Origin of the sequence: Bradyrhizobium sp. S3.2.6, assembly GCF_040546885.1 — a bacterium.
In the GTDB taxonomy this organism is placed as follows: Bacteria; Pseudomonadota; Alphaproteobacteria; order Rhizobiales; family Xanthobacteraceae; genus Bradyrhizobium; species Bradyrhizobium cytisi.
Map to the genome: position 1 here is coordinate 18,194 of NZ_JBEPOS010000038.1, position 23,038 is coordinate 41,231.

Annotated in this window: 18 protein-coding genes and 6 pseudogenes; 18 read left to right on the top strand and 6 right to left on the bottom strand. The window is 58.9% G+C overall.

The genetic code is table 11. The features are described from left to right. Window positions 1-26 precede the first annotated feature (26 nt). From ABID58_RS35815 to ABID58_RS35845, 7 genes and pseudogenes are all read left to right on the top strand, one after another. A pseudogene (locus ABID58_RS35815) lies at window positions 27-804 on the top strand (IS5 family transposase). A gap of 361 nt (window positions 805-1,165) precedes the next feature. Further along, window positions 1,166-1,540, top strand: a complete 375-nt coding sequence (locus tag ABID58_RS35820) for a DUF4189 domain-containing protein (RefSeq protein ID WP_354037587.1) — start codon at window positions 1,166-1,168, stop codon at window positions 1,538-1,540. A gap of 96 nt (window positions 1,541-1,636) precedes the next feature. After that, window positions 1,637-2,149: a type IV secretion system protein gene (locus ABID58_RS35825; protein WP_354037588.1), complete on the top strand. Its 513-nt coding sequence runs from the start codon at window positions 1,637-1,639 to the stop codon at window positions 2,147-2,149. A 561-nt stretch (window positions 2,150-2,710) separates the two neighbouring features. Then, window positions 2,711-3,396, top strand: a pseudogene (trbF, locus tag ABID58_RS35830) (conjugal transfer protein TrbF). A 48-nt stretch (window positions 3,397-3,444) separates the two neighbouring features. Next, window positions 3,445-3,808, top strand: a pseudogene (locus tag ABID58_RS35835) (P-type conjugative transfer protein TrbG); the annotation flags it as partial. Window positions 3,809-3,833: 25 nt separating this feature from the next. Further along, window positions 3,834-4,334 (top strand): annotated as a pseudogene (locus tag ABID58_RS35840) (TraB/TrbI/VirB10 family type IV secretion system protein); the annotation flags it as partial. A 12-nt stretch (window positions 4,335-4,346) separates the two neighbouring features. Next, a complete protein-coding gene (locus ABID58_RS35845; protein WP_354037589.1) occupies window positions 4,347-4,589 on the top strand; it encodes a DUF2274 domain-containing protein in 243 nt (80 codons plus the stop codon). Here ABID58_RS35845 and ABID58_RS35850 read toward each other — a convergent pair. The 5 genes from ABID58_RS35850 to ABID58_RS35870 form a co-directional block, all read right to left on the bottom strand. Further along, window positions 4,553-5,464: a LysR family transcriptional regulator gene (locus ABID58_RS35850; protein ID WP_354037590.1), complete on the bottom strand. Its 912-nt coding sequence runs from the start codon at window positions 5,462-5,464 to the stop codon at window positions 4,553-4,555. The two genes, ABID58_RS35845 and ABID58_RS35850, sit on opposite strands and share 37 nt — an antisense overlap. Before the next feature lie 588 nt (window positions 5,465-6,052). Further along, a complete protein-coding gene (locus ABID58_RS35855) occupies window positions 6,053-6,367 on the bottom strand; it encodes a helix-turn-helix domain-containing protein (RefSeq protein ID WP_354037591.1) in 315 nt (104 codons plus the stop codon). A 1,006-nt stretch (window positions 6,368-7,373) separates the two neighbouring features. Next, window positions 7,374-8,282: a LysR family transcriptional regulator gene (locus ABID58_RS35860; protein ID WP_354037592.1), complete on the bottom strand. Its 909-nt coding sequence runs from the start codon at window positions 8,280-8,282 to the stop codon at window positions 7,374-7,376. A 203-nt stretch (window positions 8,283-8,485) separates the two neighbouring features. Beyond that, window positions 8,486-9,328: an isocitrate lyase/phosphoenolpyruvate mutase family protein gene (locus ABID58_RS35865; RefSeq protein ID WP_354037593.1), complete on the bottom strand. Its 843-nt coding sequence runs from the start codon at window positions 9,326-9,328 to the stop codon at window positions 8,486-8,488. Window positions 9,329-9,369: 41 nt separating this feature from the next. Next, entirely contained in the window at window positions 9,370-10,569 is a 1,200-nt protein-coding gene (locus tag ABID58_RS35870) for a pyridoxal phosphate-dependent aminotransferase (RefSeq protein ID WP_354037594.1), read from the bottom strand. 739 nt (window positions 10,570-11,308) lie between these two features. Here ABID58_RS35870 and ABID58_RS35875 point away from each other — a divergent pair. Genes ABID58_RS35875 through ABID58_RS35885 form a run of 3 tightly spaced genes read left to right on the top strand, consistent with a single transcriptional unit; the run spans window position 11,309 to window position 14,303 of the window. Then, window positions 11,309-12,487, top strand: a complete 1,179-nt coding sequence (locus ABID58_RS35875; protein WP_354037595.1) for an ABC transporter ATP-binding protein — start codon at window positions 11,309-11,311, stop codon at window positions 12,485-12,487. Beyond that, complete coding sequence (locus ABID58_RS35880; protein ID WP_354037596.1) at window positions 12,484-13,458, top strand: carbohydrate ABC transporter permease; 975 nt, start codon at window positions 12,484-12,486, stop codon at window positions 13,456-13,458. The genes ABID58_RS35875 and ABID58_RS35880 overlap by 4 nt, the downstream gene beginning before the upstream one ends. Further along, window positions 13,455-14,303, top strand: coding sequence for a carbohydrate ABC transporter permease (locus ABID58_RS35885; protein WP_354037597.1), 849 nt, complete (start codon window positions 13,455-13,457; stop codon window positions 14,301-14,303). Before ABID58_RS35880 ends, ABID58_RS35885 begins: the two co-directional genes overlap by 4 nt. A 186-nt stretch (window positions 14,304-14,489) precedes the next feature. Here the strand turns inward: ABID58_RS35885 and ABID58_RS35890 are convergent, their stop codons facing one another. Continuing rightward, a complete protein-coding gene (locus tag ABID58_RS35890; RefSeq protein WP_354037598.1) occupies window positions 14,490-14,915 on the bottom strand; it encodes a hypothetical protein in 426 nt (141 codons plus the stop codon). Between ABID58_RS35890 and ABID58_RS35895 the strand changes: the two genes are divergently transcribed. From ABID58_RS35895 to ABID58_RS35930, 8 genes and pseudogenes are all read left to right on the top strand, one after another. Continuing rightward, window positions 14,914-16,038 carry an aminotransferase-like domain-containing protein gene (locus ABID58_RS35895; protein WP_354037599.1) on the top strand — a complete coding sequence of 375 codons (1,125 nt, stop codon included), beginning with the start codon at window positions 14,914-14,916 and terminating at the stop codon, window positions 16,036-16,038. The two genes, ABID58_RS35890 and ABID58_RS35895, sit on opposite strands and share 2 nt — an antisense overlap. Window positions 16,039-16,099: 61 nt before the next feature. Continuing rightward, the gene (locus ABID58_RS35900) at window positions 16,100-16,465 is read left to right on the top strand and encodes an FAD-dependent oxidoreductase (protein WP_354037600.1); all 366 of its coding nucleotides are present in this window, start codon (window positions 16,100-16,102) and stop codon (window positions 16,463-16,465) included. Window positions 16,466-17,073: 608 nt separating this feature from the next. Then, window positions 17,074-18,570: an alkaline phosphatase family protein gene (locus ABID58_RS35905; protein ID WP_354037601.1), complete on the top strand. Its 1,497-nt coding sequence runs from the start codon at window positions 17,074-17,076 to the stop codon at window positions 18,568-18,570. Between the two features lie 26 nt (window positions 18,571-18,596). After that, on the top strand, window positions 18,597-19,976 hold the full coding sequence (locus tag ABID58_RS35910) for an extracellular solute-binding protein (RefSeq protein WP_354037602.1): 1,380 nt from the start codon (window positions 18,597-18,599) through the stop codon (window positions 19,974-19,976). Between the two features lie 53 nt (window positions 19,977-20,029). Next, window positions 20,030-21,127 (top strand): hypothetical protein, encoded by a 1,098-nt coding sequence (locus ABID58_RS35915; RefSeq protein WP_354037603.1) that lies wholly within the window; start codon window positions 20,030-20,032, stop codon window positions 21,125-21,127. A gap of 4 nt (window positions 21,128-21,131) precedes the next feature. Beyond that, a complete protein-coding gene (locus ABID58_RS35920; protein WP_354037604.1) occupies window positions 21,132-21,902 on the top strand; it encodes an alpha/beta fold hydrolase in 771 nt (256 codons plus the stop codon). A 267-nt stretch (window positions 21,903-22,169) separates the two neighbouring features. Further along, a pseudogene (locus tag ABID58_RS35925) lies at window positions 22,170-22,588 on the top strand (tyrosine-type recombinase/integrase); the annotation flags it as partial. 40 nt (window positions 22,589-22,628) lie between these two features. Continuing rightward, a pseudogene (locus tag ABID58_RS35930) lies at window positions 22,629-22,748 on the top strand (transposase); the annotation flags it as partial. Between the last annotated feature and the right edge of the window lie 290 nt (window positions 22,749-23,038).

Consider the following 23,038-nt stretch of genomic DNA (forward strand, 5'->3'; position numbering starts at 1 on the left):
CACATGATTCTCTTGCCTCCGTGTTCTTGATTCGGGGGCGAGAGAACGCGCGCGGGGTTGTTGTGGTTGAATGACAGGCAATGGGCTCGTATCGAACCTCATCTGCCGACGGGACTGACGGGACCGGATCGGGACGACGACCGGGCGCATCATCAGCGGTATTGTTCACATGCTGCAATCGGGTGCGCGATGGCGTGATTGTCCGCGCCAATACGGTCCTTACACGATGATCTACAATCGCTTCAATCGCTGGGCCAAGCGCGAACGATGGTGCGCAATCTTTCAAGCACTGCTCAAACTTGACAAAGATGCCGTCGTGCTGTCGCTCGACTCGACTTCGATTAAAGCTCATCGGTGTGCCTCCGGCGGAAAAGGGGGAGCACAATCAGGCAATCGGCCGCTCGCGGGGAGGCCGTACCACAAAAATCCCATGCGCTGAGCGATCCGCTCTGCCCACCGGTCGTCCTGCATCTGACCCCAGCAGGATGCCGACATCGCTGCCGCGCCCGACGTTCTGGCGCTCGCACCGCCCATGAGCGCGCTTCTCGCAGACAAAGGGTACGACGGGGACAACCTTCGGCCGAAATCGCTGGTCGCGGCGCCAAGCCCGTCATTCCCAATAAATCCAACCGTGTCGTCTTTCATCGTTTCAACAAACGCGCCTACGGACGCCGAAATGTCATCGAACGCTGCTTTTGCCGGCTCAAGGACTTCCGCCGCATCGCCACATGATACGACAAACTCGCCCGGAATTTCTTGGCCGCTGTTCAGCTCGCCGGTCTCGTCGCATATTGGCTCAATTGAGTTTGTACCCTAGTTTGCTGTAAGCGCGGCGTGGACCGTGAAATCCTTTTGCAGCTGTTGGCGGTAGCCCACCGCAAGTCTCCAGGTCGCCGCGCGCATTGCCAAAAAGGAATTGCCTTCAACCCGGATCAAGTCCGTGCGGCAAGGTCTGGCCCCTCGATCCTTGTCCGCCTTCTGACAACGGTGCACAAAGCTGTGAGATTCAAAACACCGTGCGCCGTTCGCGCATCGCCAACTGTTTCAAAGCACAATCAGGCGCTTAGTGCGCGCGAGGAGCGCCGGCACGGCCCTTGCTGTATCTCGCCGTAGGGCAATAGGCGCCAATCGGTGCGATTGCTCAAATCCAAATGGAGAAAAGTGAATGCGTAAACTAATAATCGGCGTCCTCGCGCTGTTCATTTCAAACACTACCGCGTTCGCCGGCTCCGGGGCCATCGCATACTCCAAACCAGATGACGTGGTCGGTGTCTCGCACGGGTGTAGATCACAAAAACACGCTAAACGGTGGGCCCTGTTCGACTGTCGCCGCAAGGGCGGCTCGGATTGCCAAATCGAAGCTTACGAAAGCAACGCTTGCGCCGCCGTTGCCATAGGCAATGGACGCCGGCTGGGACGTGGGTGGTGGTCCCACCCACTTGGTGAATTTGAAGAGGAGCTATCGCAACAAGGCGCGCTGGCCGGATGCAATGAGACCGGCGACGAGGACTGCAAACTGCGGGCCTGGGTTTGCCACTAAGGCCCTCAGTAAGCCAAGGCCCGAAGGAAGGAGGTCAGGCGAACCCAAATTCGCAGCAGACATATCCAGCCGAATCCCGCGACTGAAGAGAGTTCTGTGCGTCGCGTCATCTTCAATAGCTTCGCCGGCCTTGGCCTGAAGGCCGGCGGCTCCTCCATCTCGACAGCCGATTTCCTGCGGCCCGGCCGGCTCGCGCAGGTCGGTCTCGACGCGGGGCACCCACTGCCAGATGATGGGCTTCACCAGCTTCTTTGCGAACTTCGTCCAGGTTGCGGTTCTGATGGTGTCCTGGCTCCTGGTCCTGATCGCTTATTCATTCTGGCGGTGAAGCTATTCGTCACGTTGATCGAGTTCAAGCAGACAACGCTCGCGGGCTTCATCCTCTTTCCTTTCGCCCTCTTCAACAAGACTGCCTTTCTCGCCGAGAAGGTGCTGGGTTGTCGTCGCCTCCGTGAAGGTGATGGTGCTCGCTGTCATCGTCGGCATCGGCACCGGACTGTCTCGCAGTTCACCACCACCTATGGCGGCTGCCAGCCGACGATCGAGCAGGCGCTTTCTGTCGTGCTCGCCGCACTCGCCATGCTCGGCCCCGGCGCCGGGCATCGCTAACGGTCTGTTCTCCGGCGCGCCGCAGCTTGGCGCGGGCGCTGCTGTCGGAACTAGCCTCGCCGTCGCCGGCGCGGCGATGGCGGGCGGCGCTTCGCTCGCTCTCGCCGGAAGGGGAGCAATGGCGGCCGCCCCGCGTGGTGGTGCGGCGATGGCGGAAGGCGTGTCCTCCCCCTACAGCCTCGCCTCGGCCGGTCGGTCCAGCGCGGGCCGCGTTGCGTCCGGCTTTAGCGGCGCGGGCCGTGCGGCGGCCAGCGCTGTCGCCGCACGCGTCAGGCGCGCCGCCGAGCAAGCAACCGGGCAATGCAGGAGAGCTTCGCCTCAGGCGCCCGCGCCAGTTTCGCCAACACGGGTGGCTCCTCGACTATGGGAGTCGTTGAGGGTGCCGAGGCCGCAAGACGGAGCCGCTTCCCAAGGAGCGAGCGAGGTTTGCCCGCCTAGGTCCAGCGCATGAAACGCAATGAGGCGGTTGTTCACGGCGCGCAGTCCGCCGCGCAAGCCCTCAAATCCGGCGATAGCCATGGCGGCGGCCGCTCCGTCGACCTCTCGGGAGGAGAATAACGAATGTCAGTCTTTCGGCGATCGTCGGCCGCTACCGCCGAACACCCGAACCCGCAACTCCGTACCAGCGCGCGGCGCAGGTTTGGAATGAGCGCATCGGCTCGGCCCGCGTGCAAGCCAAGAACTGGCGGCCGATGGCATTCGGTTCGCTGATCGTGGCTTGCGGCCTCGCCGGCGGGCTCGTCTGGCAGTCCCCGCACGGCACCGTCGTTCCCTGGGTGTACAGGTCGACAAGCTCGGCGAGGCGCAAGCCATGGCGCCGGCTGCGGCCGACTACAGGCCGAGCGGCCCGCAGATTGCCTGGTACCTCGCCCACTTCATCACGATGGTGCGCTCGCTTCCAGCCGATCCGATCATCGTGCGGCAGAAGTGGCCGCAGGCCTACGATTCACGACCAGGGCGCGCGCATTGGCGCTGAACGACTACGCCCGCGCCAATGACCCCTCGCCAGTCTCGGCAAGCAGCAGGTCGCGATCGACGTCTCCAGCGTCTTTCGCGCTTCACCCGACAGCTTCCGCGTCGCCTGGGTCGAGCACCGCTAACAGGATGGGGCGCTCGCCGGCACCACACTTTGGGCTGCGATCCTTGCCATCGCGATTCAGCCTCCAACCGACGCCGATCGGCTGCGCAAGAATCCGCTCGGCATCTACGTCAACGCCATCAACTGGTCGAAGGAGCTGGGACAATGACCCCAGCCGATTTCCATAAGCGCCGGCGGTCCGGCTTCGCCTCTCTCAATCGTTCAGCAAAGCCGGAAAGACAGGGATACGTGCTTCCGTAAATCCGCACTTACGGCTTTGCTGCTGCCCGTCGCGACGCACGGCGGCTGCGCGCACAATCTCATCCGCCGACATCAACTACGATACCGCGGAGCCGGCAACGCTCACCGCCGATCCGCCGTCGCCCGTCAAGATCGTGGAATTGCCAAACCCCTGCCGCTACCAGGGCCCTTGAAACCGATCGCCGCCGGCAAACGAATCCCGGAAGCTGCTGATCCGAAGGTTCGCGTCAAACAGGCCAACCGCCGCAGCACGGGTGCAGCCGGTCCGCACCGGTTTCATCAACGCGGTCCAGGTGTATCCGTTCTCCGGCGGCGCTCTATAGCAGGTTTATACGGCACCGGGCCAGGATCACCGCCCAGATCACGGAGGCGGTCTATGACAGTCCGTCCGGCAAATATCTTCTGGTCCCGCAGGGTGCGAATCTAATCGGCCAATACGACAGCTCCGTGGCTTTCGGCCAGAGCCGGATCCTCTTGGTCTGGACCCGCATCATCATGCCCGACGGCAACTCGATCGCCTTGGAGCGCCAGCCCGGCGCCGACACCGGTGGTTATGCTGGGCTCGAGGACGAGGTCGACAACCATTGGGGCATGCTGTTCAAGGCCTCCGTTCTCTCGACCATGCTCAGCGTCGGAGCCGAGGCGGGCACGAGCCAGGACGAGAACAACCTTGTTCAAGCGATCCGCAGCGGCGCGTCCAACAGCATCAACCAGACCGGGCAGCAGATCGTGCAGCGCCAGCTCAACATCCAGCCATCGCTGACCGTCCGGCCAAGTTTTCCGGTCCGCGTGATCGTCACGCGCGACCTAGTGCTGGCGCCCTACCGCAAGGGAGGAACACCGTGACGAACCTAAAGCTTGGGCCCCCTTGAAGACGACAAGCCGGTCAAGCTCACTATCGAGCTGCCAGCAGCGGTCCTCAGGGACCTCAAAAGCTATGCCGAGATTCTGACGCGTATCGGAAACGCGACAATCCCGATCGAGCTGGCCAATTTGATCGCGCCGATGATCGAGCGTTTCATCGCGACCGACCGCGCCTTTGCGAAGGCGCGGCGAAATGCTGCTCAGCCCGCACCTGCGTCACCGGAAAGATCCGGATAGCGCTCGCGAAGTAGGTCGAGGAATGGACCCAGCGATGGATTGGAGTTGGCCTGCCGCCAATAGGCGCGGAAGCTCAGCCGCGTCGGACCCTCGGCATCATGCACCTCGCGGAAGGTGACACCCGGATAGACTGCGCCAGTCGCACTTTCCAATATCAGTAGAATGCCCCAGCCCACGCCGACCAAGGAGAGGAGGCGGTCGAGCACGACATCATGGCGAAGCAGCAGGCAAGGGTCGGAGGATCCCAATTTGCTGATGAGGAGCTTCAGGAATTCCGGTCCCGGGCCTCGCTGTGACATTAAAAGCGATTCGCGCCTCAGTTCGCCCCAGTGAACTACGTCACGGCCCGCCAACGGATGGTTCGCGGGGAGGGCGGCGACGACACGCTCGCTCCAGAGCAACAATGACCTGTCACTCCATTTCGGGTTGGGCTCGACCACGAAGGTGACGTCAACGGCGGAGCTGGCGAGATCCGAGATCAAATGGTCTCTCGAGCCGTCGACCAGTTGCCTATCGACATCGGGGAAGCGGTGCCGGTGCTCGAGGAGAGTGGCCCGGAGATTGCCGGCTGAGAGGGAGGTGTGGATGCCGATGGTCAACCGACCGCTCTCGCCACGCGAGCGGGTCTTGAGACGAGCGGTCATTGCATCAGCTTCGCCCACGACGCGCCGGGCGGCATCAAGGAATTCCTGACCTTCAATGGTCGGTCGCGTACCGCCATTTGTGCGCTCGAACAGAGTGCTGCCCAACTTGCATTCGAGATTGCGCAAGTGGCGACTAAGAGTCGACTGCTTGATGTTGAGCGTCTCCGCCGCTTGCCGCAGGCTTCGGTGCTGGGATGCGGCGATCGCCCAGCGTAGATCTCGAAATTCCACAGGCGCGGTCGAAGCCCTATGGCGAGTTGCCGGTGACAAAATTGTTTCTTGAATGGGTCACTCCATTTGCTTGCGCTTCTTCAGCACCCGTGCCAGCGAATTCGTTGACTACTGTGAGGTGCGGTCAATTCGGAATAGCTAGGATTCCGGTTCCGGCGTCGACCCAGACGAGGACACCACCGAAATTTTGGAAGCTTTGATCTTGCGCTTGAGCGCCCGCCTTTTCATGGTGGCCGTCAATCGAGCTTTCTCAGTCCTCTCTTTCGATGTGTTCAGAGGTGGGTTGCGAACCGATAGCCTCAAACTGGACATGCTGCTCTCCTTCATTTTCCTCATATGTGTCGATTGAGGCCGCAGCCCACCTATTGCCTCCTATCGCGAGTTGAGTGGACTTCCACGGTGGCTTGCCTTTCTTGGCCGTTTAAATCAGTCAGCCCTATGGAGGGCAGGCGCAATCGATGAGCCTCTCCAGAGCAGGGATCTCGTTATCTGGCCTCCATTGCGCAGAAAATTCGAGCGTCTCGGCCCGCGGAAGTGTTCCTGATCGCTCAGCCGTAATCAGGTCGATTTGGGAATCGTTACCTGAATTCAAGCATGGCGCACGCAGATTTCTGGCGCTGAGAGACCTCCATGTTTTCGAGTATGAACCGCGCGATACGAAAAAAGTACGACTTGCGGCTGTCGACGAATGCCAGCGTTCGACCGCTCAAAAATCGCAATACCCACGAGATGCTCGAGCTGTCGTATCGAGCGGCTAAGCGTCGTTTGCCTGACAAGAGGTACGTCAGCCGCCTGTCGGAGACTTCCGAAGTCCGCGGCTATAACAGCATAGCGAAGTTGCCGAGGATCAAGGTTCGGAATTCGAGGTGCTTCGATAGACAGTCGCGAGCCTGGATCATCCATCGCACACTTACCAAATTAATCGAAGGTAGCGAAGCTGTGCGCATGGATTGTGACGATTTTTAGTTGTGTGGGACGGTCCGCCAGCGGCCGAGCCCAGCCAGATGACCCACCGCGGGTCCCCCCGGCTTTGCATGCTCAGCACAGGCTCACATTCGGGATTGCGAAAGATGGTTCCAGTCGAGATCAATGCACTGCTTATGATCGACCGACTACGCACAAATGTTTGAGAGATGTGATGCATTTGCGAAGCTCTAAGCGCTCCCCTGTTACTGTGAGACAGTCGTTGCTCAAGGCATCTCGCGGACCTGCATCGGGCTTACGTCATCGGCCGCTGCCATGCTGCAAGACGCGCTCAGATTGTAGCCCGAGCCCAACGAGGGCGGATGTCATCCATCGCAAAACCAGGGCGTTTCATCAAACTATTCGATGTCTGTTGCGCGATGCGAGATCGTGAATCTAACTATCGATCAGGGCGGATGCTTTGAGACACGCCGTCCGACGTTACGCGCTGATCCGGGTATAGCCGGAGCTGTCGCGCTCACGTCGAGCTAGGCGCCAACAACCGACACACCTATTTGGTTTGGCTTGCGCCAACAAGGGAGTTTCCACCGCGCTCGAAAATTCGCATCTGAGCGCGGGAGATCAGTCCGACAAGGATGAGAGCATGCGCGCTTCCTGCGTTTTGGCCTTCGCGATTACACGAGGCGTTGCGCGTTGCGCCAGTCCGGCGATGTTGCGTCATCATGACTGAAGCGCTAGGGCGCTCGCGCGCTATACACGCGCCGAAGCGTTTCCTGCGCGTTGCGCGGCGATCCGGCTTCGTCCCATTCGCGTGTCGGAGCGGCGCGCTCCGTCACTCTTTTGCGAAACCTGATTAGACTAGCTAGATCAGAGTCCAGCGGTCGATGGGCCTTGGCGCGGCGAGCTCGTGATTGGTGGCGCAATCAGCTCTTCAGCCATCCAATAAGTCGGATTGGAGATGACCATCTGGAGACCTCATGCGATATCAAGCGGCTTCCGGAAGCGTGGCCTTTTTACAAAGGCGGACTAGCCAACGGCAAAAAGCGCGAGAAATTTCGGGATTGTCACTGCGGTCGACCGCATAGGCCCGATAGTGCATGCCGCTGGGCGCACGTGATCCTGGTATCACATGTAGAGCGCCCCCGCGCACCAGATCGCTGACAATGATTTCGGGCGCTACCAGAAGGCATTTTCCCGTCATGACCGCCGGTAGAGCCAGGTAATTGTGATCATAACGCGCCCCCGAGCTTATGTCTTTAGTGGTCAGGTTCATCGCCCGCAGCCATGTGGGCAGTATGTCGGGCCGGGATGTGATATTCAGAATCGGCATTGCGCGAACAATCGAGAGGCCTTTACCATCGACGTGATTTGGAGAGCCCACACAGACCAGTTGCTCGTTGTAGATTTCCCAATCGTCGGCCGGTTCGACGATGGAAAGATCTCGTGTAATCAGGATGTCGAAATCGTCGGAGGATATGGGCAGTGACAGTGAGCTGATCACATCCACGATGACGCCGCCCATTTCAGCGGAAAATGCCTGGAGATTCGGAATCAGAAGAGAGTACGCGAAGGTCGAAAGCGACGTGCGGACCACAAGCCGATTGACGTCTGGACGATCCCGCCGGCGCATTCTCTTAGCGGTGAAGCACACGGTGTCTAGCGGCTCGGCGACTGTGTTCGCAAAGAGCCGTCCGAATTCCGTCAATTCGCTCCGCTTGCCGCGTCGTTGCATGAGGTCTGTGCCCAGATGGTCCTGCAGCACGGCCAGGTAGCGGCTGACGGAGCTCTGGGTCATTCCCAATGCGTGAGCCGCGCGCGTGACGCTTCCTTCTCGCGCGATCATCACGAACACGCGGATCGCGTTGAGGGGCACTTCATTGTCTTCGGTGGCCATCTTCTATTCCAGAAAATTGTCGCCAGTTCTTACTGGCAGCAGGCCACGACAAAATGAAAGTTCCCAGCACATTATTCGATGGTTGTCGCCGGATTACTGCTTATAAACGATATATCGCGCGCAAAAACGGCCTAAGCCAAAATGAGCGGCGTAATGGCCTATCGCGCGGAAAACCTCGCCATTCGCGGCGCGGCTGGAACGGATCAGCAAAGAAAGCGAGATTCGGCTGATTTAATCTCGTCCATCCTCTGAAGTCTAAAAATCTCCTCCACCGGCAGAATGTCCTTGTGAACGTTCTGGACGCCGCCATCGGCGATGATCCGGCGGAAGGTTTCCTGCATGCCAGTTGCAGCAGCGCGGATCCCGTAGTTGCCGTAGATCGTCATGCGAATATTGCCGAGCGCCTTGACGCGCTCGGCATTAAGTTCCGGGTACGCGTTCGGCACGATCGCCAGCGGCACCGATCCGGTCCAGGCGCGCGAAAAGCTTTCGATCTCGGAAGGATCCCTCTTTTTCGAATGGATCAAGATCATGTCGGCGCCAGCATCCACATAGGCTTGCGCACGCTGCAGGGCTTCGGTTTCGCCGAGGCCTGCGATCAGCGCTTCGGTGCGGGCGATCACGAGAAAATCCGGATCCCGTCTTGTCGTGACGGCGGCCGCGATTTTGCCCTTGAACTCCTCAATGCGCAGCAGTTCCTGGCGCCCACCGGCAACGAGGCTCGTCACTTTCGGAAAGGTCTTGTCTTCGATGACGACGGCACTCGCACCGGCCCGCTCGTATTCGCCGATCGCATGGATGACATTGATTGCGTTGCCGTAGCCGGTATCGATATCGGCGACGATCGGCAGCGTCGTGCGTCCGGCGATCGCCCGCAGCATGTCGAGATGCTGGGTCATCGAGATCAGGCTCATGTCCGGCAGGCCGTAAAGCGCCGACAACTCGAAGCCGGAGGCCCACAGGCCATCGAATCCGGCTTCTTCGGCGACGATCGCCGAAAGCGGGCTGTGGGCGGCCATGATGTGGACAAGGCTGGTCTCGGCCATGCGAGCGCGAAGGCGTTTGGCAGGGGACATCTGGAGATCTTTCAGGACAGGGCTGCGCAGGCGGCGATGATGCGGTCGCAGGCGCGGGTGAGGTCCTCGAGCGATGAGGCGTAGGAAATGCGGATATAGGGCGAGGCCATAAATCCGCTTCCGGGCACGACGGCTACGGCGAATGCTTCGAGCAGGTACATGGCAAAATCGGTGTCGGTTTCGATCACCTTGCCGCCCGGTGTGCGCTTGCCGATAGCACCCGCGCAAGAGGGAAAAACGTAGAAGGCGCCGTCCGGCACGCGACATGAAAGCCCCGTGGCCTGGTTCAGCTTGGCAACGACGAGGTCGCGGCGCTGCAGAAAGGCGCTCGCGAATTCCTGGATATGCTTCCGCCCGCCGGACAGCGCCTCGATGGCGGCATATTGGGAAATCGAACTGGTGTGCGAGGAGGTCTGGCCCTGGATGAGGTTCATGGCCTTGATCAGCGCCAGAGGCCCCGCGCCATAACCGACGCGCCAGCCAGTCATCGCGTCGGCCTTGGACACGCCGTTGACCGTCAGCGTGCGCTCGTGGAGGTCCGGCGCGACCGCCGCCATGGTAGCAAAGTCGGCGTTGTAGGTGAGCTTTTCATAAATATCGTCGGAGAGCACATGGACATGGCCATGGCGGCGCAACACCGCAGCGAGCGCGAGCAATTCGCCTCCGCTGTACACCGCACCGGTCGGATTGGACGGCGAGTTCAGCATGAGCCACTTGGTGCGCGGCGTGATCGCAGCTTCCAGCGCCTCGGGGCGAAGCTTGAAGCCACGGAATTCATCGCTGGCGACGAGAACCGGCTTGCCGCCAGCCAGCGCCACCATATCGGGATAGGAGACCCAGCAGGGTGTCGGGATCACCACCTCGTCGCCCGGGTCGAGGGTGGCGAACAGTGCGTTGAATACGACCTGCTTGGCCCCACAGCCGACCGTAATTTGGTCGATGTCGTAGTCGAGCCCGTGATCGCGGCGGAAGCTCTCGCGGATCACTTTGCGCAGCGGCTTGATACCGGCGACCGCGGTGTATTTCGTCCGCCCATCGCGGATCGCCCGGATACCGGCTTCGCAGACAGCAGACGGCGTGTCGAAATCCGGTTCGCCCTGGCTGAGCGTGATCACATCGGCGCCCTGATCTTTCAGTTCGGCGGCGCGGGCCGTCATGGCCTTGGTTTCGGAGGGACGGACGGCATTGAGCCGTTCTGCAACGAGAGACAAGATAGGATACCTGCGAAGTTCAAAGCAAAAATTCCCGACGACTTCTACTCGTTCCTTGACGGGTTAACCAATCAGACCATCGCGTTTTCAAATGAAGGCATCGATAACTACGATCCTTTACGCCTGTCGCATCGACATGCCTTTCTCGCAGGCGCGCCATCCAGCGGTCGAAGCCGCGAGCAAGATCAGAACACTGATGACTTTGGTCACGGCTCGTCCCATCTCGGACAAGTGAGACTGAAGATTTGAACAAGCGCGCCTAGAAAAAACATTGTGATAGGTGCGCACGCCGGTGCGGTTCGCTTCCGTTTTGTCGCACCGATGCATGCGCTCCGCAGTTAACAGGATCGCTCGCTTAGCGAGGGCGTCGGCAGAGGCCGACAATTCGCTGTTCGGCTGCCCAACTCGGCGACCTTTGACTCAAGATAGTTTTCCCGACAGCGAGGATGCTGGCCGAAACTCCGGCTGATACCGAGCCTTTGCCACCCGCGTCGCCCACGAGACCTTTCCACGAAAGTTGCGCACCGCACTCACCGATTGCGCTTACTTTCCGTCGCTCTCCAAAGAGCGGAACACGTCATCGCATCTGCGGATGTACATATCGAAGTATTCGATGAGCGTCATCCGACTGTAGCAGTACGAGTTTCTAAGGTCTGGCACGCCAGCGTACACGTCCAAACGGGATAATCTCGGTGCCGTGCTCCGCAGGAGTTTTCATGACGATGTGGAGGTAACGGCAATGGCATCCGTATCGATTGACAGCATCCATAAGAATTACGGCGCGACGTCCGTCTTGCGTGGTGTTTCGCTGTCGATAGCGAATGGCGAGTTCCTGACCTTGTTGGGACCATCGGGGTGTGGGAAGTCGACGCTGCTGCGTGTCCTGGCGGGACTCGAGGTGCAGGATGCAGGTTCGCTCTCGATCGGCGAGCGGGCGGTCGACAACCTGAGGCCGAAGTGCCGGGACGTAGCGATGGTGTTCCAGTCTTACGCGCTCTATCCCCATATGACGGTTGCCTCCAACATGGGCCTGCCGCTTCGAATGCGCCGGCTCTCGACCTTCCAGAGGCTTCCTCTTCTGGGCCGCCTGCTGCCGGGAACGGCGCGGATCGCTGCCGAGATCGACGCGGAAGTCATCCGTACGGCCAAGTCCCTCGGCATCGGCCACCTCCTGGCTCGCAAACCGGGGCAGCTCTCCGGCGGCCAGCGCCAGCGTGTGGCGGTCGGCCGGGCGATGGTGCGCCATCCGGCTGTTTTCCTGATGGACGAGCCGCTGTCCAACCTCGACGCCAAGCTCCGTGTACAGATGCGCGCCGAAATCAAGGAACTGCACCAGCGGCTCGGGGTCACCTTCGTCTATGTCACTCATGACCAAGCCGAGGCCATGACGCTGTCGGACCGCGTGGCTGTGATGCTCGACGGCGAGTTGTTGCAGGTCGCTCCGCCGCAGGAGATCTATGCCGATCCGGACGACCGGCGCGTCGCCGAATTCATCGGTTCGCCCAAGATCAACATGCTCGACGGTGTGGTGCGCGAACGTGGCCTGATCGATGTGGCCGGATCGACGCTTGCGATCGGGGCCGATGCGCTTGCCGGAGCGCATCTCACCCTCGGCATTCGCCCCGAGGCTTTTCATCTCGCCGAACGCGGCGGGCAGGGCGCACTGACCGGTTCCGTGCGCATGATCGAGCATATGGGCTCCGATCTCTTCGTCCATCTCGATCTGGCGGGCGGCGATCATCCGTTGATCGCAAGGCTGCTGGCCGAACGGGCGCCTCATGTCGCCCCCGGCCAGACCCTACACGTCGGCGTCGGGCCAGACCGCGTGCTTCTGTTTGATCATGATGGGCGGCGTTTGCGCCAAGAAGTCGAATCCGGCCGGGCATCGGTCACGCCGATCCGGGAGGTAGCCCGATGAGCGAGCCTCTTGCTCTTACCGGCGCTCCCAACGAGCCATCTGCGACGGGCAGCGTTCGAGCACTCCCATTCCCCGCCGTGGCTCCGGCCCGCAGGCGGGCCTTTACAGAAGCGCTGGCGGGTTGGGCGCTGGCCGGGCCGGCGGTCTTCTTTCTGCTCGCCCTGTTCTTCCTGCCGGTGATCGGCGTCCTTGTCATCGCGCTCACCGACTGGCAGTTCGGCGCGCTGACGCTCGCCTTTGTCGGCCTCGCCAACTTCCGCGAGGTCTTCGCTGACGATGGTTTTAGGGCCTCGCTCGTCAACACAATCGTCTACGTTCTGATCGTCGTGCCGGGCACCCTCGTCTTTGGCCTTCTGATTGCGCTTCTGATCGAAAGCGGAAAGTCCTGCCGCTCCTTTTACCGCGCCATCCACTTCCTGCCCTTCATGGCGACGCTCACGGCCATGGCGGTCGCTTGGGAGGCATTGCTGCATCCCACGATCGGCCTCGTCAACCAGACGCTCGCCGCCATCGGCCTGCCGACCGCCAACTGGCTGCGCGACGAGAATAGGGCCCTCCCGGTGCTGGCCGTCATCGGTATCTGGCAGAACCTCGGCTACGCCATGGTGCTGTTTCTGGCGGGCCTGAAGAGCATCCCGCAGGATCTCTACGATGCTGCCGATATCGACGGTGCTGACCTTTGGCTCGACCGATTTCGCACCGTCACCTTGCCGCTGCTCGGGCCGGTCTCGATGTTCGTTGTCATCGTCGTGGCGCTGAGGGCATTCGAGTCTTTCGACACCGTGAAAGTGCTTACCCAAGGCGGGCCCGGCCACGCATCTGAAATGCTGCTCTACACGCTATATCGGGAGAGCTTTGAGTATCTGCGCACCGGATATGGCGCCGCCGTTGCGGTCGTCTTTCTCGCCATCGTCGTGACCCTCACCCTCGCTCAAGCCCGGCTCATGGATAGGAAGGTGCATTACCAATGAGCATCAACATGCACCCCAACCGCTTGTTGCAGCCGTCCGCCATCGTCCGCCATGCGGTTCTACTCACCACCGGCGCGCTCATTCTTGTACCTGTCGTCTGGATGGTGTCGCTGTCGATCAAGCCACCCGGCGAGATCTTCCGCGCCTCCTTCTCCTTCTGGCCGGCGCAATTCTATGGCGTCGAGAACTACACCAAGGCGCTCACAGAAGCGCCGCTGCCGCGCTATATGGGCAATGGCCTGATCGTTTGTGCTCTAATCCTCGGCCTTCAGATCCTCGTCTGCGCCCCTTGCGCCTATGCGCTCGCCAAGATTCGCTTTCCCGGCCGCGACCTGCTCTTCGCCATGGTGTTGATCGGTCTGTTGCTGCCGCACCAGGTGCTCTCGCTGCCGCTCTTCGTCCTCGGTTACCAGCTTGGCATTCTCAACACGTATGCTGCGCTTATCTTCCCTTATGTGGTCTCGCCCTTCGGCATCTTCCTGTTCCGCCAGTTCTTCAAGACCATTCCCGATGACGTGGTCCATGCCGCGCGGCTCGACGGTCTCTCAGAAATCGCGGTCGTGTGGAAGATCATGGTGCCGATGGCGCTGCCGGCCGTCATCGCTTTCTCAATTTTCTCCGTGGTTGGCCACTGGAACGATCTTTTCTGGCCGCTGATCGCGGTGCGCGACCAGTCTCTCATGCCACCCCCGCTCGGCATCATGGCCTTCAAGACCGAGGAGGCCGGCAACGACTACGGCCCCCTCATGGCCGCATCCACCCTCGTCGTGCTGCCCCTCGTCATCGCCTTCCTGGCCGCTCAGAAATGGTTCGTCGAGGGAATGACCGGAGGGGCAGTGAAGTGAAACGCCGCCGTTCCGCCGTCAAGTTCTAAAGAACGTAGGCCCATGACTAATTTCACTCGCCGGCTTTTCCTGGGCGCCGCCGCGACTTCTGCGGCCGCTTTCGCTCGATTGCCGGCTCGAGCCGAGGACAGGATCGCACTCCGCGTGACAGCGTCACCCTCGACCGAGGCCGACATGTACCGCCTGCTAGCTAGCGCTTTCGAGGCAAAGCACCCTGGCGTTTCCGTCAAGATCGACGCTAGCCAGCGAGATTGCAATGCTTTGATTCGAGCGACGCTCCGGGACAGTCTCACGGGCCAACTGGCGGATATCTCCATCCAAGGCAACAACACGCTCCGGTTTTACGTGGACCGCGGTATGGCCGTCGATCTCACTGACGCCCTCAATGCCGAGATCGCCGCCCCGCGCTATCGCCATCGGTCGGGTCGATCCGACGCTTTTCGCACAGGGTCTACGGCCTCCAGCTTCTGTGGTCGCGGATGTGACGAATTTCTCCATGCTTGGACAGAGCCAGATTAATTGCTGACCATAGAAAACCAGTTGCAGCGAACCTGCTTGACCGCATTCGATCGCGTCAGCGCAGGTAGGCAAGAGAAAGTGAATCCCCGTCATGACCCAGTCAGCCAGTCCCATCATCGAGATGAGCCGAACCCACCCGCCGCTCGTGTCTGCGGTTTTCGACACCGAATATCGTTCCGCAATGCAGAGTGTGCTTTCGCGTTATACGCCCAGCGAAATGGTAGGCGCGCATCGCTGGATGGGGACCGACGCAGATCGGCGGGCGGGTGGTGTAGTTACCGGTCACCGGCTGGGAAGCATTCCAGATGCGGGCCGCGTCATCGTAACCAACGGGACCCAGAGTGCTTTTAACATGCTGCTAGGCGGACTGGTGGGGCAAGGTAATGTGCTGGCCGTCGAAAGCCTGACCTACCCGCCAATACTTGTTCTGGCACAACGTTTCGGTTTTACACCGAAAGGAGTCGAGATGGACGAAGAGGGAGTCATTCCTGAAGCTCTCGAAGCGCTGTGCCGCAGCGATCGCCCCAAGGCACTTTATTTGCTCCCGACGCTTCAGAACCCGACGACTGCGACAATGTCGCTCGGCCGTCGTCAGGCCATCGTCGATGTAGCGCGCCGTTACGACCTGCAGATCCTCGAAGACGATATCTATAGCCTCTTGCCGCAAGATTTACCGCCCCCGATCTCAGCGCTGGCGCCTGAGCGTTCGTGGTACATGCTGGGCGTCGCCAAGACAATAGCGGCGGGTATGAAGATCGCCTATCTGGTTGCCCCAAGTGCGGCCTTGGGCGAAGCTCAGTTCTGGCCCGGCGTTCGCGCGACATTCTGGATGGCTGCGCCGATCAGCGCGGCAGTCTCGACGCAAATGATTGAAACTGGCGGAGCGAAGCGGATCATCGATGCGGTTCGTCAGGAGATGGTCACGCGTCACCAGATCGTCCGGCCGTTGTTGTCGAAAACAGATTTCGTGACAAAAGACGGCGCATTGCATGTTTGGATCAGACTACCGCAATCGGCATACGCCTCCGAGCTGGCCGCCGCCATCCGTGCGCAGGGCGTCAATGTAGGGACTGCCGATCCTTACGTGCTGCCCGGCGAAGTCGTCCCGCAAGCCATTCGTATTGGTATAGGTCACGCGAAGTCCCAAGAAGAGCTCGAAAACGCCACACGGATCATTGCCGAGTGCCATGACGACATAGTTAACGCAACGCGCTGAGAGGGAGCCAAGGAAAGGACCCCGTCATCGAGATCAACGAGAAGGAATAATCGGAATGACAATGAACCAGATGACCGTAGCGGTGCTTGGTCTCCGTGCCATGGGGAGTGCTGCTGCGGCGACTCTGGCGCGACGCGGCTGCAGGGTGATCGGCTTCGAACAGTACTGGCGAGCCCATAATCGGGGGGCGAGCCACGGAGACACACGCGCGATCCGCAAGGCCTATGTGCGGGAGGAGCAATATGCTCCGCTCGTGCTGGACTCTTATGAGCTCTGTCGTCGCCCGGAGAAGGACAGCGGCGCCGAGCTGCTTCGCGACATCGGCGGCCTCGTCGTCGCGGCGGCAGGCGAGCGAACCCTGAGCAGTTCAATTGCGACCGCGACGAGATACGGAATATCCCATGAAGTGTTGGACCGGCAGAGGTAACGAGGCGCTGGCCGACCATGTACCCGCCAGCCGGCACTGCGAACTTCTTCGAGCAAAGCCAATCCATCATGCCACTGGAAAAACCGTCGCCACCCATATCGAGATGGCGGTCCGGCACGGGGCGGAGCTTCATTTCGATATGCCCATCATGTCTTGGAAGCAACGTCAAACGGTGTTGAAGCCTCCACTGGGGAAACGATTCCGATCAAAGCTGAGCGCCTGTTCCAGGTCTGGGTGAAACCAGATGACCAGATTGCAGCCTTTTCAGTCAAACACCATTCGCGGTGGGTGCTGGAAGATAACGGAGGAAGGACGGCCAATGCTTTTCCTATTCTTGAACGGTGAGACGCCATTAAAATGGCCTTCAATTGCAGGAATAGCTGCGATCCAAATAATCTCGAAAGAGCGGCCCTGCTTGGCGAGGTCGAGAGCCTGGTTAATTTTATGGGGCAGCTGGTCTCATCGCTTCGCGGCAAAGGGGCGTCCCGGTTTGCTGCCTGCTTTTCGGGAAAGGCCGGGGACGACAATTTCACTATCGGAACGCACCCCGCGCGATATCAGCCTGCTTGATCCAAACCGCTTCGTGCCATCAGATTTGGAAGGCTTTGATGACATTGCCCGAGTATAAGTTCTTGATTGTCAGCTTCGACGGCCTCCGCCCCGATTTGATTGACGACGTCCAAACACCAAATCTAGCCCGGTTGCAAAGGCTCGGATCAACGTTAGCCGCGCAGCGGACGATCTATCCAAGTGAAACACGGGTGGCTTTCCCGAGCTTGGTGGCCGGTGCCACTTCGAGCCGGCACGGAATGGTCGGCAACAAGTATGTCGACCGGGCCATCGACCCACAGCGTTATGTGGACACTGCGGACGCCACGCTTCTCGACCGGCTAAATCGCGACAGCGGCGGCATGCTGATGACCGCTCCTACCCTCGGTGAAATCCTTGGCCGTGCAGGCAAGAGTGTGGCGGTTTTAGCGACCAACACTCCGGGCACAACTCGCCTCTTCCACCACAAGGCGGAGGACTTTGGCCATATCCGCATCTCCGGACACTTCCCGGAAGCTTGCACCCCCGAAACGGCCCTTTTGGAAATCACAAATCGCTTCGGCCCTCTACCCCCGGTGCCCCCTCAGGGTGAACCGGACATCGAAGCGCAGACACTCATTACATCCGTCTTCCTCGAGCACATCTGGCCGAAGTGTGCGCCGGACGTCACAGTGCTGTCCTATGGCGAGCCGGACACTGCCTCGCATTTCAACGGGACCGGCGGTGCGAAGACCCGTCTGGCGATCGCCTATTGCGATGCGGAGTTCGGGCGCGTCCTCGACTGGTGGGAGGCCGAAGGCAGGGCTGCGGGCGTGCAGATCGTCGCGCTTTCGGATCACGGTCATATCACCGCCCATACGCGAGTTTCGGTCGCCGATAGTTTGAAGTGCGTAGGCTTCAACCCGGCAACGGCTCCTGGATCAGGTGTGGACGTCGTCGTGGTGCCAGGACAGGTTGGGGCGTTGTATCTGAGTGAACGATCCACAACGCAGCTAAAACGAATTGTTGAAGCGCTGATCGAGCACTCTTGGGTTGGTCCAATCTTCACGATGGGTAGAAACGAGGTGGAAGGGGTAGCTCCCGGAAGTTTTGCCAGCAGTATCGTTTTTGCCGATCACGCTCGCGCACCTGATGTGTATTTCTGTTTCCGCGCTGACGACAGTATCGATGAATTCGGATTGGTCGGCGGCACATTCTACGACAACGATCGGCGTCCAGGGCTCGGAGTCCACGGTGGTTTGCATCCCAAAGAGTTATCTTCTGTCGGGATACTGGCAGGGTCCGCCTTCCACACAAGTAATTATACCTCCCTGACCCCCTCAGGCGTTTGTGACATTGTCCCGACCATTCTCTCACTAATGGGACTGCCTGCGCCAAGTGGGATGACTGGACGGGTTCTGCGTGAATTGTTGGTCGACTCCGAAACAAGCCGATCATCCCCATTAGCAGCACCTGAACGGTTTGAAACGGGGCTAAACGGCTATCGCCAACAGCTGCGGCGAATAAGCGTCGGGCGTACGACATACTTGGAAGGCGGGTGGGTGTGCGTGAGTTAAATGGATCACCTCCCGTGCAAGTAAGAATGCCGCTGGAACAATCACTCAATGCGGCTGTCTATAAATCATCAACCGTGAAAACTGCCTGCCATCCAAGGTTTGGACATGGCTCGCCTAAACGTGGAGTAGTTACGATGAGGAACCACTTGAAAATATTGTGCTGGGCGACGGCCTCATTATTACCGATGACAGCTGCCCTGTATTCTGCGGATATTACAACGCTTAGGCTTAGCTACTCTGATCCAAGCACTAATCAAAAAGCCGTTGAAGCAATATCCGAAGCATTCATGCAGAAGAACCCGGACATAAGATTAAAGATAGATGCGCCAATTCGTGAGCACGCCGAACTGTTGCAAAACACCCTTCGAAGCGCAATCATCGGTGACACTGTAGATGTTTCATTTCAAGGCTTGCAAAACATTCCAACCCTCGCTGAAAGAGGCTTGGCCGTCCCACTCAATAAATTCATCTCCGAACTTAAGGGCCCCGATCAGCTTCTTCCATCGGTAAGCTCCATGGTGACCTATAACGGACAAACGGTAGGCTTGCCGTTTACGGTAAGTATGCCCATCGCCTATTATAATGTCGATTTAGTCAAGGATGCGGGAGGCGATCCGCAGAAGCTTCCTAACAGTTGGAAAGATCTATTGGCCTTGTGCAACAAGATCGCCAATATCAAGCCAAAAATCGCCGGATGCCACATCGAATACGATTCATCAGGCAATTATACCTACCAAACATTGATCGATAGTTTTGGTGGCTCAATGATGAACGATGACCGAAACACGGTAGAATTCAATAACGACAAGGGCCTGCGTGCCCTGGAGATCCTTCGGGAGTTCGGAAACGCCGGTATGATTGATATGACCCGGGATCAGGCTCGGCAGAACTTCGCGGCCGGGAATGTGGGCATTCACTTGGGTGTCGACTCTTTATATGATTCCTTCGCAAGCCAATCGAAGGGAAGATTTGAATTGGCTTTGGGGATCACACCTATTTCTTCACCCGACGGGCGGTTGCCAGCTGGAGGCGTAGGCATCGTGATGCTTACCAAGGATCTTAAAAAGCAGGATGCGACATGGCGATTCATACGGTTTGCGACGGGTAAAGAGGGGCAGCTGATCGTTCTCAATAAAACTGGAAATGCGCCGATTGACCCGAGAATCTTCCAGGATGAGCAGGCGATGAAATCCGTCGATCCTGCCCGCCGGGAACGGCTTGCGCAAATTACACGTGTCAATCAGATAGATAAAATGACGGCATGGCAGTCATTTGCCAGCCCGAATGCATCCAAGATAGTAGAAGCCGTCAAAACGGATCTGCAGGCTGTCGTTACGTTGCGGAAGAGCCCGGATGAAGCGCTCTCTTCGATGGCCGCCGAGACCAACGAGTTGTTGGCCAAATGAGCGGAAGAATTCCCTTTTGACATTTAGACTCTCTCTTGAATTGGAAGATAAGCATGCTCGCTCCACTCACAACGCAAATTGTTGGCAGCTACACTAAGCCAAAATGGCTGATCCGCTATGAACGTGCTTTCCGATTCGATGAATCCGCATGGCGGGTCGAAAGAGATGCTCGCGACCAAGCTCTTGATGACGCCGTGTGCCTGGCAGTCTTTGACCAGGAACGGGCTGGGCTGGATCTGCTGACGGACGGGGAAGCCAGGCGTGTCGCTTATGATCGTTATATTTATGCGAAACTTGACGGCATCGATTCTAAGAGTTTAGGACGACGCGAGATGCCGCAGGCACTGAATCCTGTGTGGCGGGCTACGAGAGCCAATACCGTCGAGGAACGTAATAAGGTACAAACTGAACTACCGCGCGTGGTAGCACCGGTGAAATGGCGTGAGCCGATTACAGTTGGTGACCTGGAGTTTGCCAAGAAACTTACATCTAGGCCGCTCAAGGCTACGATCGTTGGCCCTCTGACAATCATGTCGCGCATTCTCGACGAATACTATGGCGACGAAAAGCGCCTGATTCACGCGCTCGCAAGCGCACTCAACAAGGAACTGCGAGCTCTTCAGGATGCAGGTACCTCAGTTTTACATGTAGACGAGCCGATCTTTCACTTCTTTCCTGAGAAGGCCGAAAAGATTGGGATGGCGGCAATTGAGGAACTGGCCGACGGGATATCGGTGCCACTGATTCTCAACACGAATTATGGATCGTCATACGGTTCGGTTGAAAAGAGGCCACATGATGGGTATCGCCAAGTCCTCAGCATCATGTCGAAGATCGTTGGCATTGATGCGATCAGTCTCGAATATGAGGAGCCGGGATACACTGGCGAAATGTTGACTGCCTGCGGTGACAAGCACGTGGTTTTGGGCCTGCTAAACCTCGGTAAGACGGAGATCGAGACTCCCGAGCACATTGCCGCCCGCATTCGCGACGCATTGAAGTTTGTTCCTTTAGAGCGCCTTCATCCAACCAATGATGGTGGGTTCTGGCATGTTCAGAAAGATGTTGCCTTCGCTAAAATGAAAGCTCTGGTCGACGGCACACAGATCATTCGTTCTGAGTATAAAGCCGAACTCGCTGCGCGGAGGTAAGCGCTTGTCCAACTCGAAGTCCGGCATCAACATCTATGGAACCGGCTCGAAGATACCATTGTTTGTTCATGAATTTGGTGACGATAGTACGGCATTTTCGAATCTTGTGGAGACACAACTTGCGGAGTATTTCAGGCTCGTATTTTTTGATTTGCCAGGCTTCGGATCCAACACGACTGGCAATCTGGTTCTGCCACCGGCGCAGTATGGAGCCTATTTGACGAAGTTGGCTAGGGAGCTATTTTCTGGTTGCCAGATCGGTGTTGTTGCTCACTCTGTAGGATCGATTATCGCGATTGATGCAATCAGGTGGCTAGGTGACTGCTTTTCCGGCTTATTCTCAATTGAAGGCAATCTGACGCGGTACGACCTATTCTTAACCAGCAAGGTGGCCGCCCGTAGTGATCCGGAACAATCCAAGATCGCGTTCTTGCGCGAACTCAGCGAGATGCACAAAGACAATCCTGTTACAGGTCGATATATGCAAGCTGTTATGAAGGCCGACGCTTACAGTCTATGGCATCTCGCGAAGTATGTCGTCCGATCGAGCGAGGGTGACAATCCAGGGCTGTCCCTTCTGGCGCTTGAGCATCCTTATCTTTTCTACTGGAACCCGGAAAACACCTCTACGGAAACGGCAAGATGGATCTCAGAAAATCGGATAGCGAACCGAAAGTTTTATGGTGCCAGTCATTGGCCAATGGTTGACGATACGACGCAAACTGCCTCAGTGATTGCTAAATTCTACCATTCGGCCACGAAACGACTTACCTGAACGTCATCAGATGAGTGCTACGCGGTGCCATACTCACGCCGGGTAGTCGTCCGTGAACAAGGTTATAAGCGATTGAGCAAGAGTCTGTTTTTCGGATTCGAGGCGGTTTGAAATTGCAGGGAATGGGAGTTGAGGCCGCCAAACCCAGCAATTTCGCTTTTGGATTGAACGAAGCCGCTGTGGCGGCGTGCGTGGCGAGGTGGCGTAGATCGCCTCCTGGCTGAGAGGATGGGGGTGTTGGATCCCCCCTCAGACAGGAGTATTGAGATGGCCGATTTGAGCCCTCTTCGCCGCCGCATGATCGAGGACATGACAGTCCGCAATCTGTCGCCAGCGACGCAGCGATCCTACATCAGCGCGGTTTCGAAGTTCAGCCGCTATTTCGGCCGATCGCCTGACCGGTTAGAGCTGGAAGACGTCCGGGCCTTCCAGGTGCATCTGGTCTCGACCGGCATCTCATGGCCGGCGCTGAACCAGATTGTCTGTGCGCTACGGTTTTTCTACGGCGTCACGCTCGGCGAGGCGCTCATCCCCATGCGCGAGAGCCCCGCAAGCTGCCGGTCGTTCTCAGCGCCGACGAAGTGGTGCAGTTCCTCGAGGCGGTGTCGAGCCTGAAGAGCCGCGCCGCGCTCACCACCGCCTATGCGGTCAGGCTCAGAGCCTCCGAGGTCGCGGGACTGCGGATCACATCGACAGCACCCGCGTCATCCGCTGGTCGCAATGCAGCGCGTCAACTGGATTGTTTACGCCAAGCGGCCCTTCGGCGGACCCGCGCAGGTGCTGGCCTATCTCGGCCGCTACACCCATCGCGTCGCGATCGCCAACAGCCGGCTCGTAGCACTCGACAACGATCATGTCGGTAAGCGCTTAGCCGGAACCCTTGCTTCGGGATCTGGATAGCTGTGCGAGAAGCGTCACGCTTGGACGGAGGTCGGGAGGTCGGGATGGGATTGGACAGCAAAAAGGACGTCCATTTGGACGGCTCATCGGCGGGGGCGGTGAGCCGGCTCGAGGTTCTTGAAGGGCCGTCGGGGCGCCATGTATAGCGCGACAATCTGGGTGGGAAGCGCGCGACAATCAGGATGGCGAGTCGGTGTCGCGGCGAGGTGATGATTGCCGCGATGATTGTCGTGCGC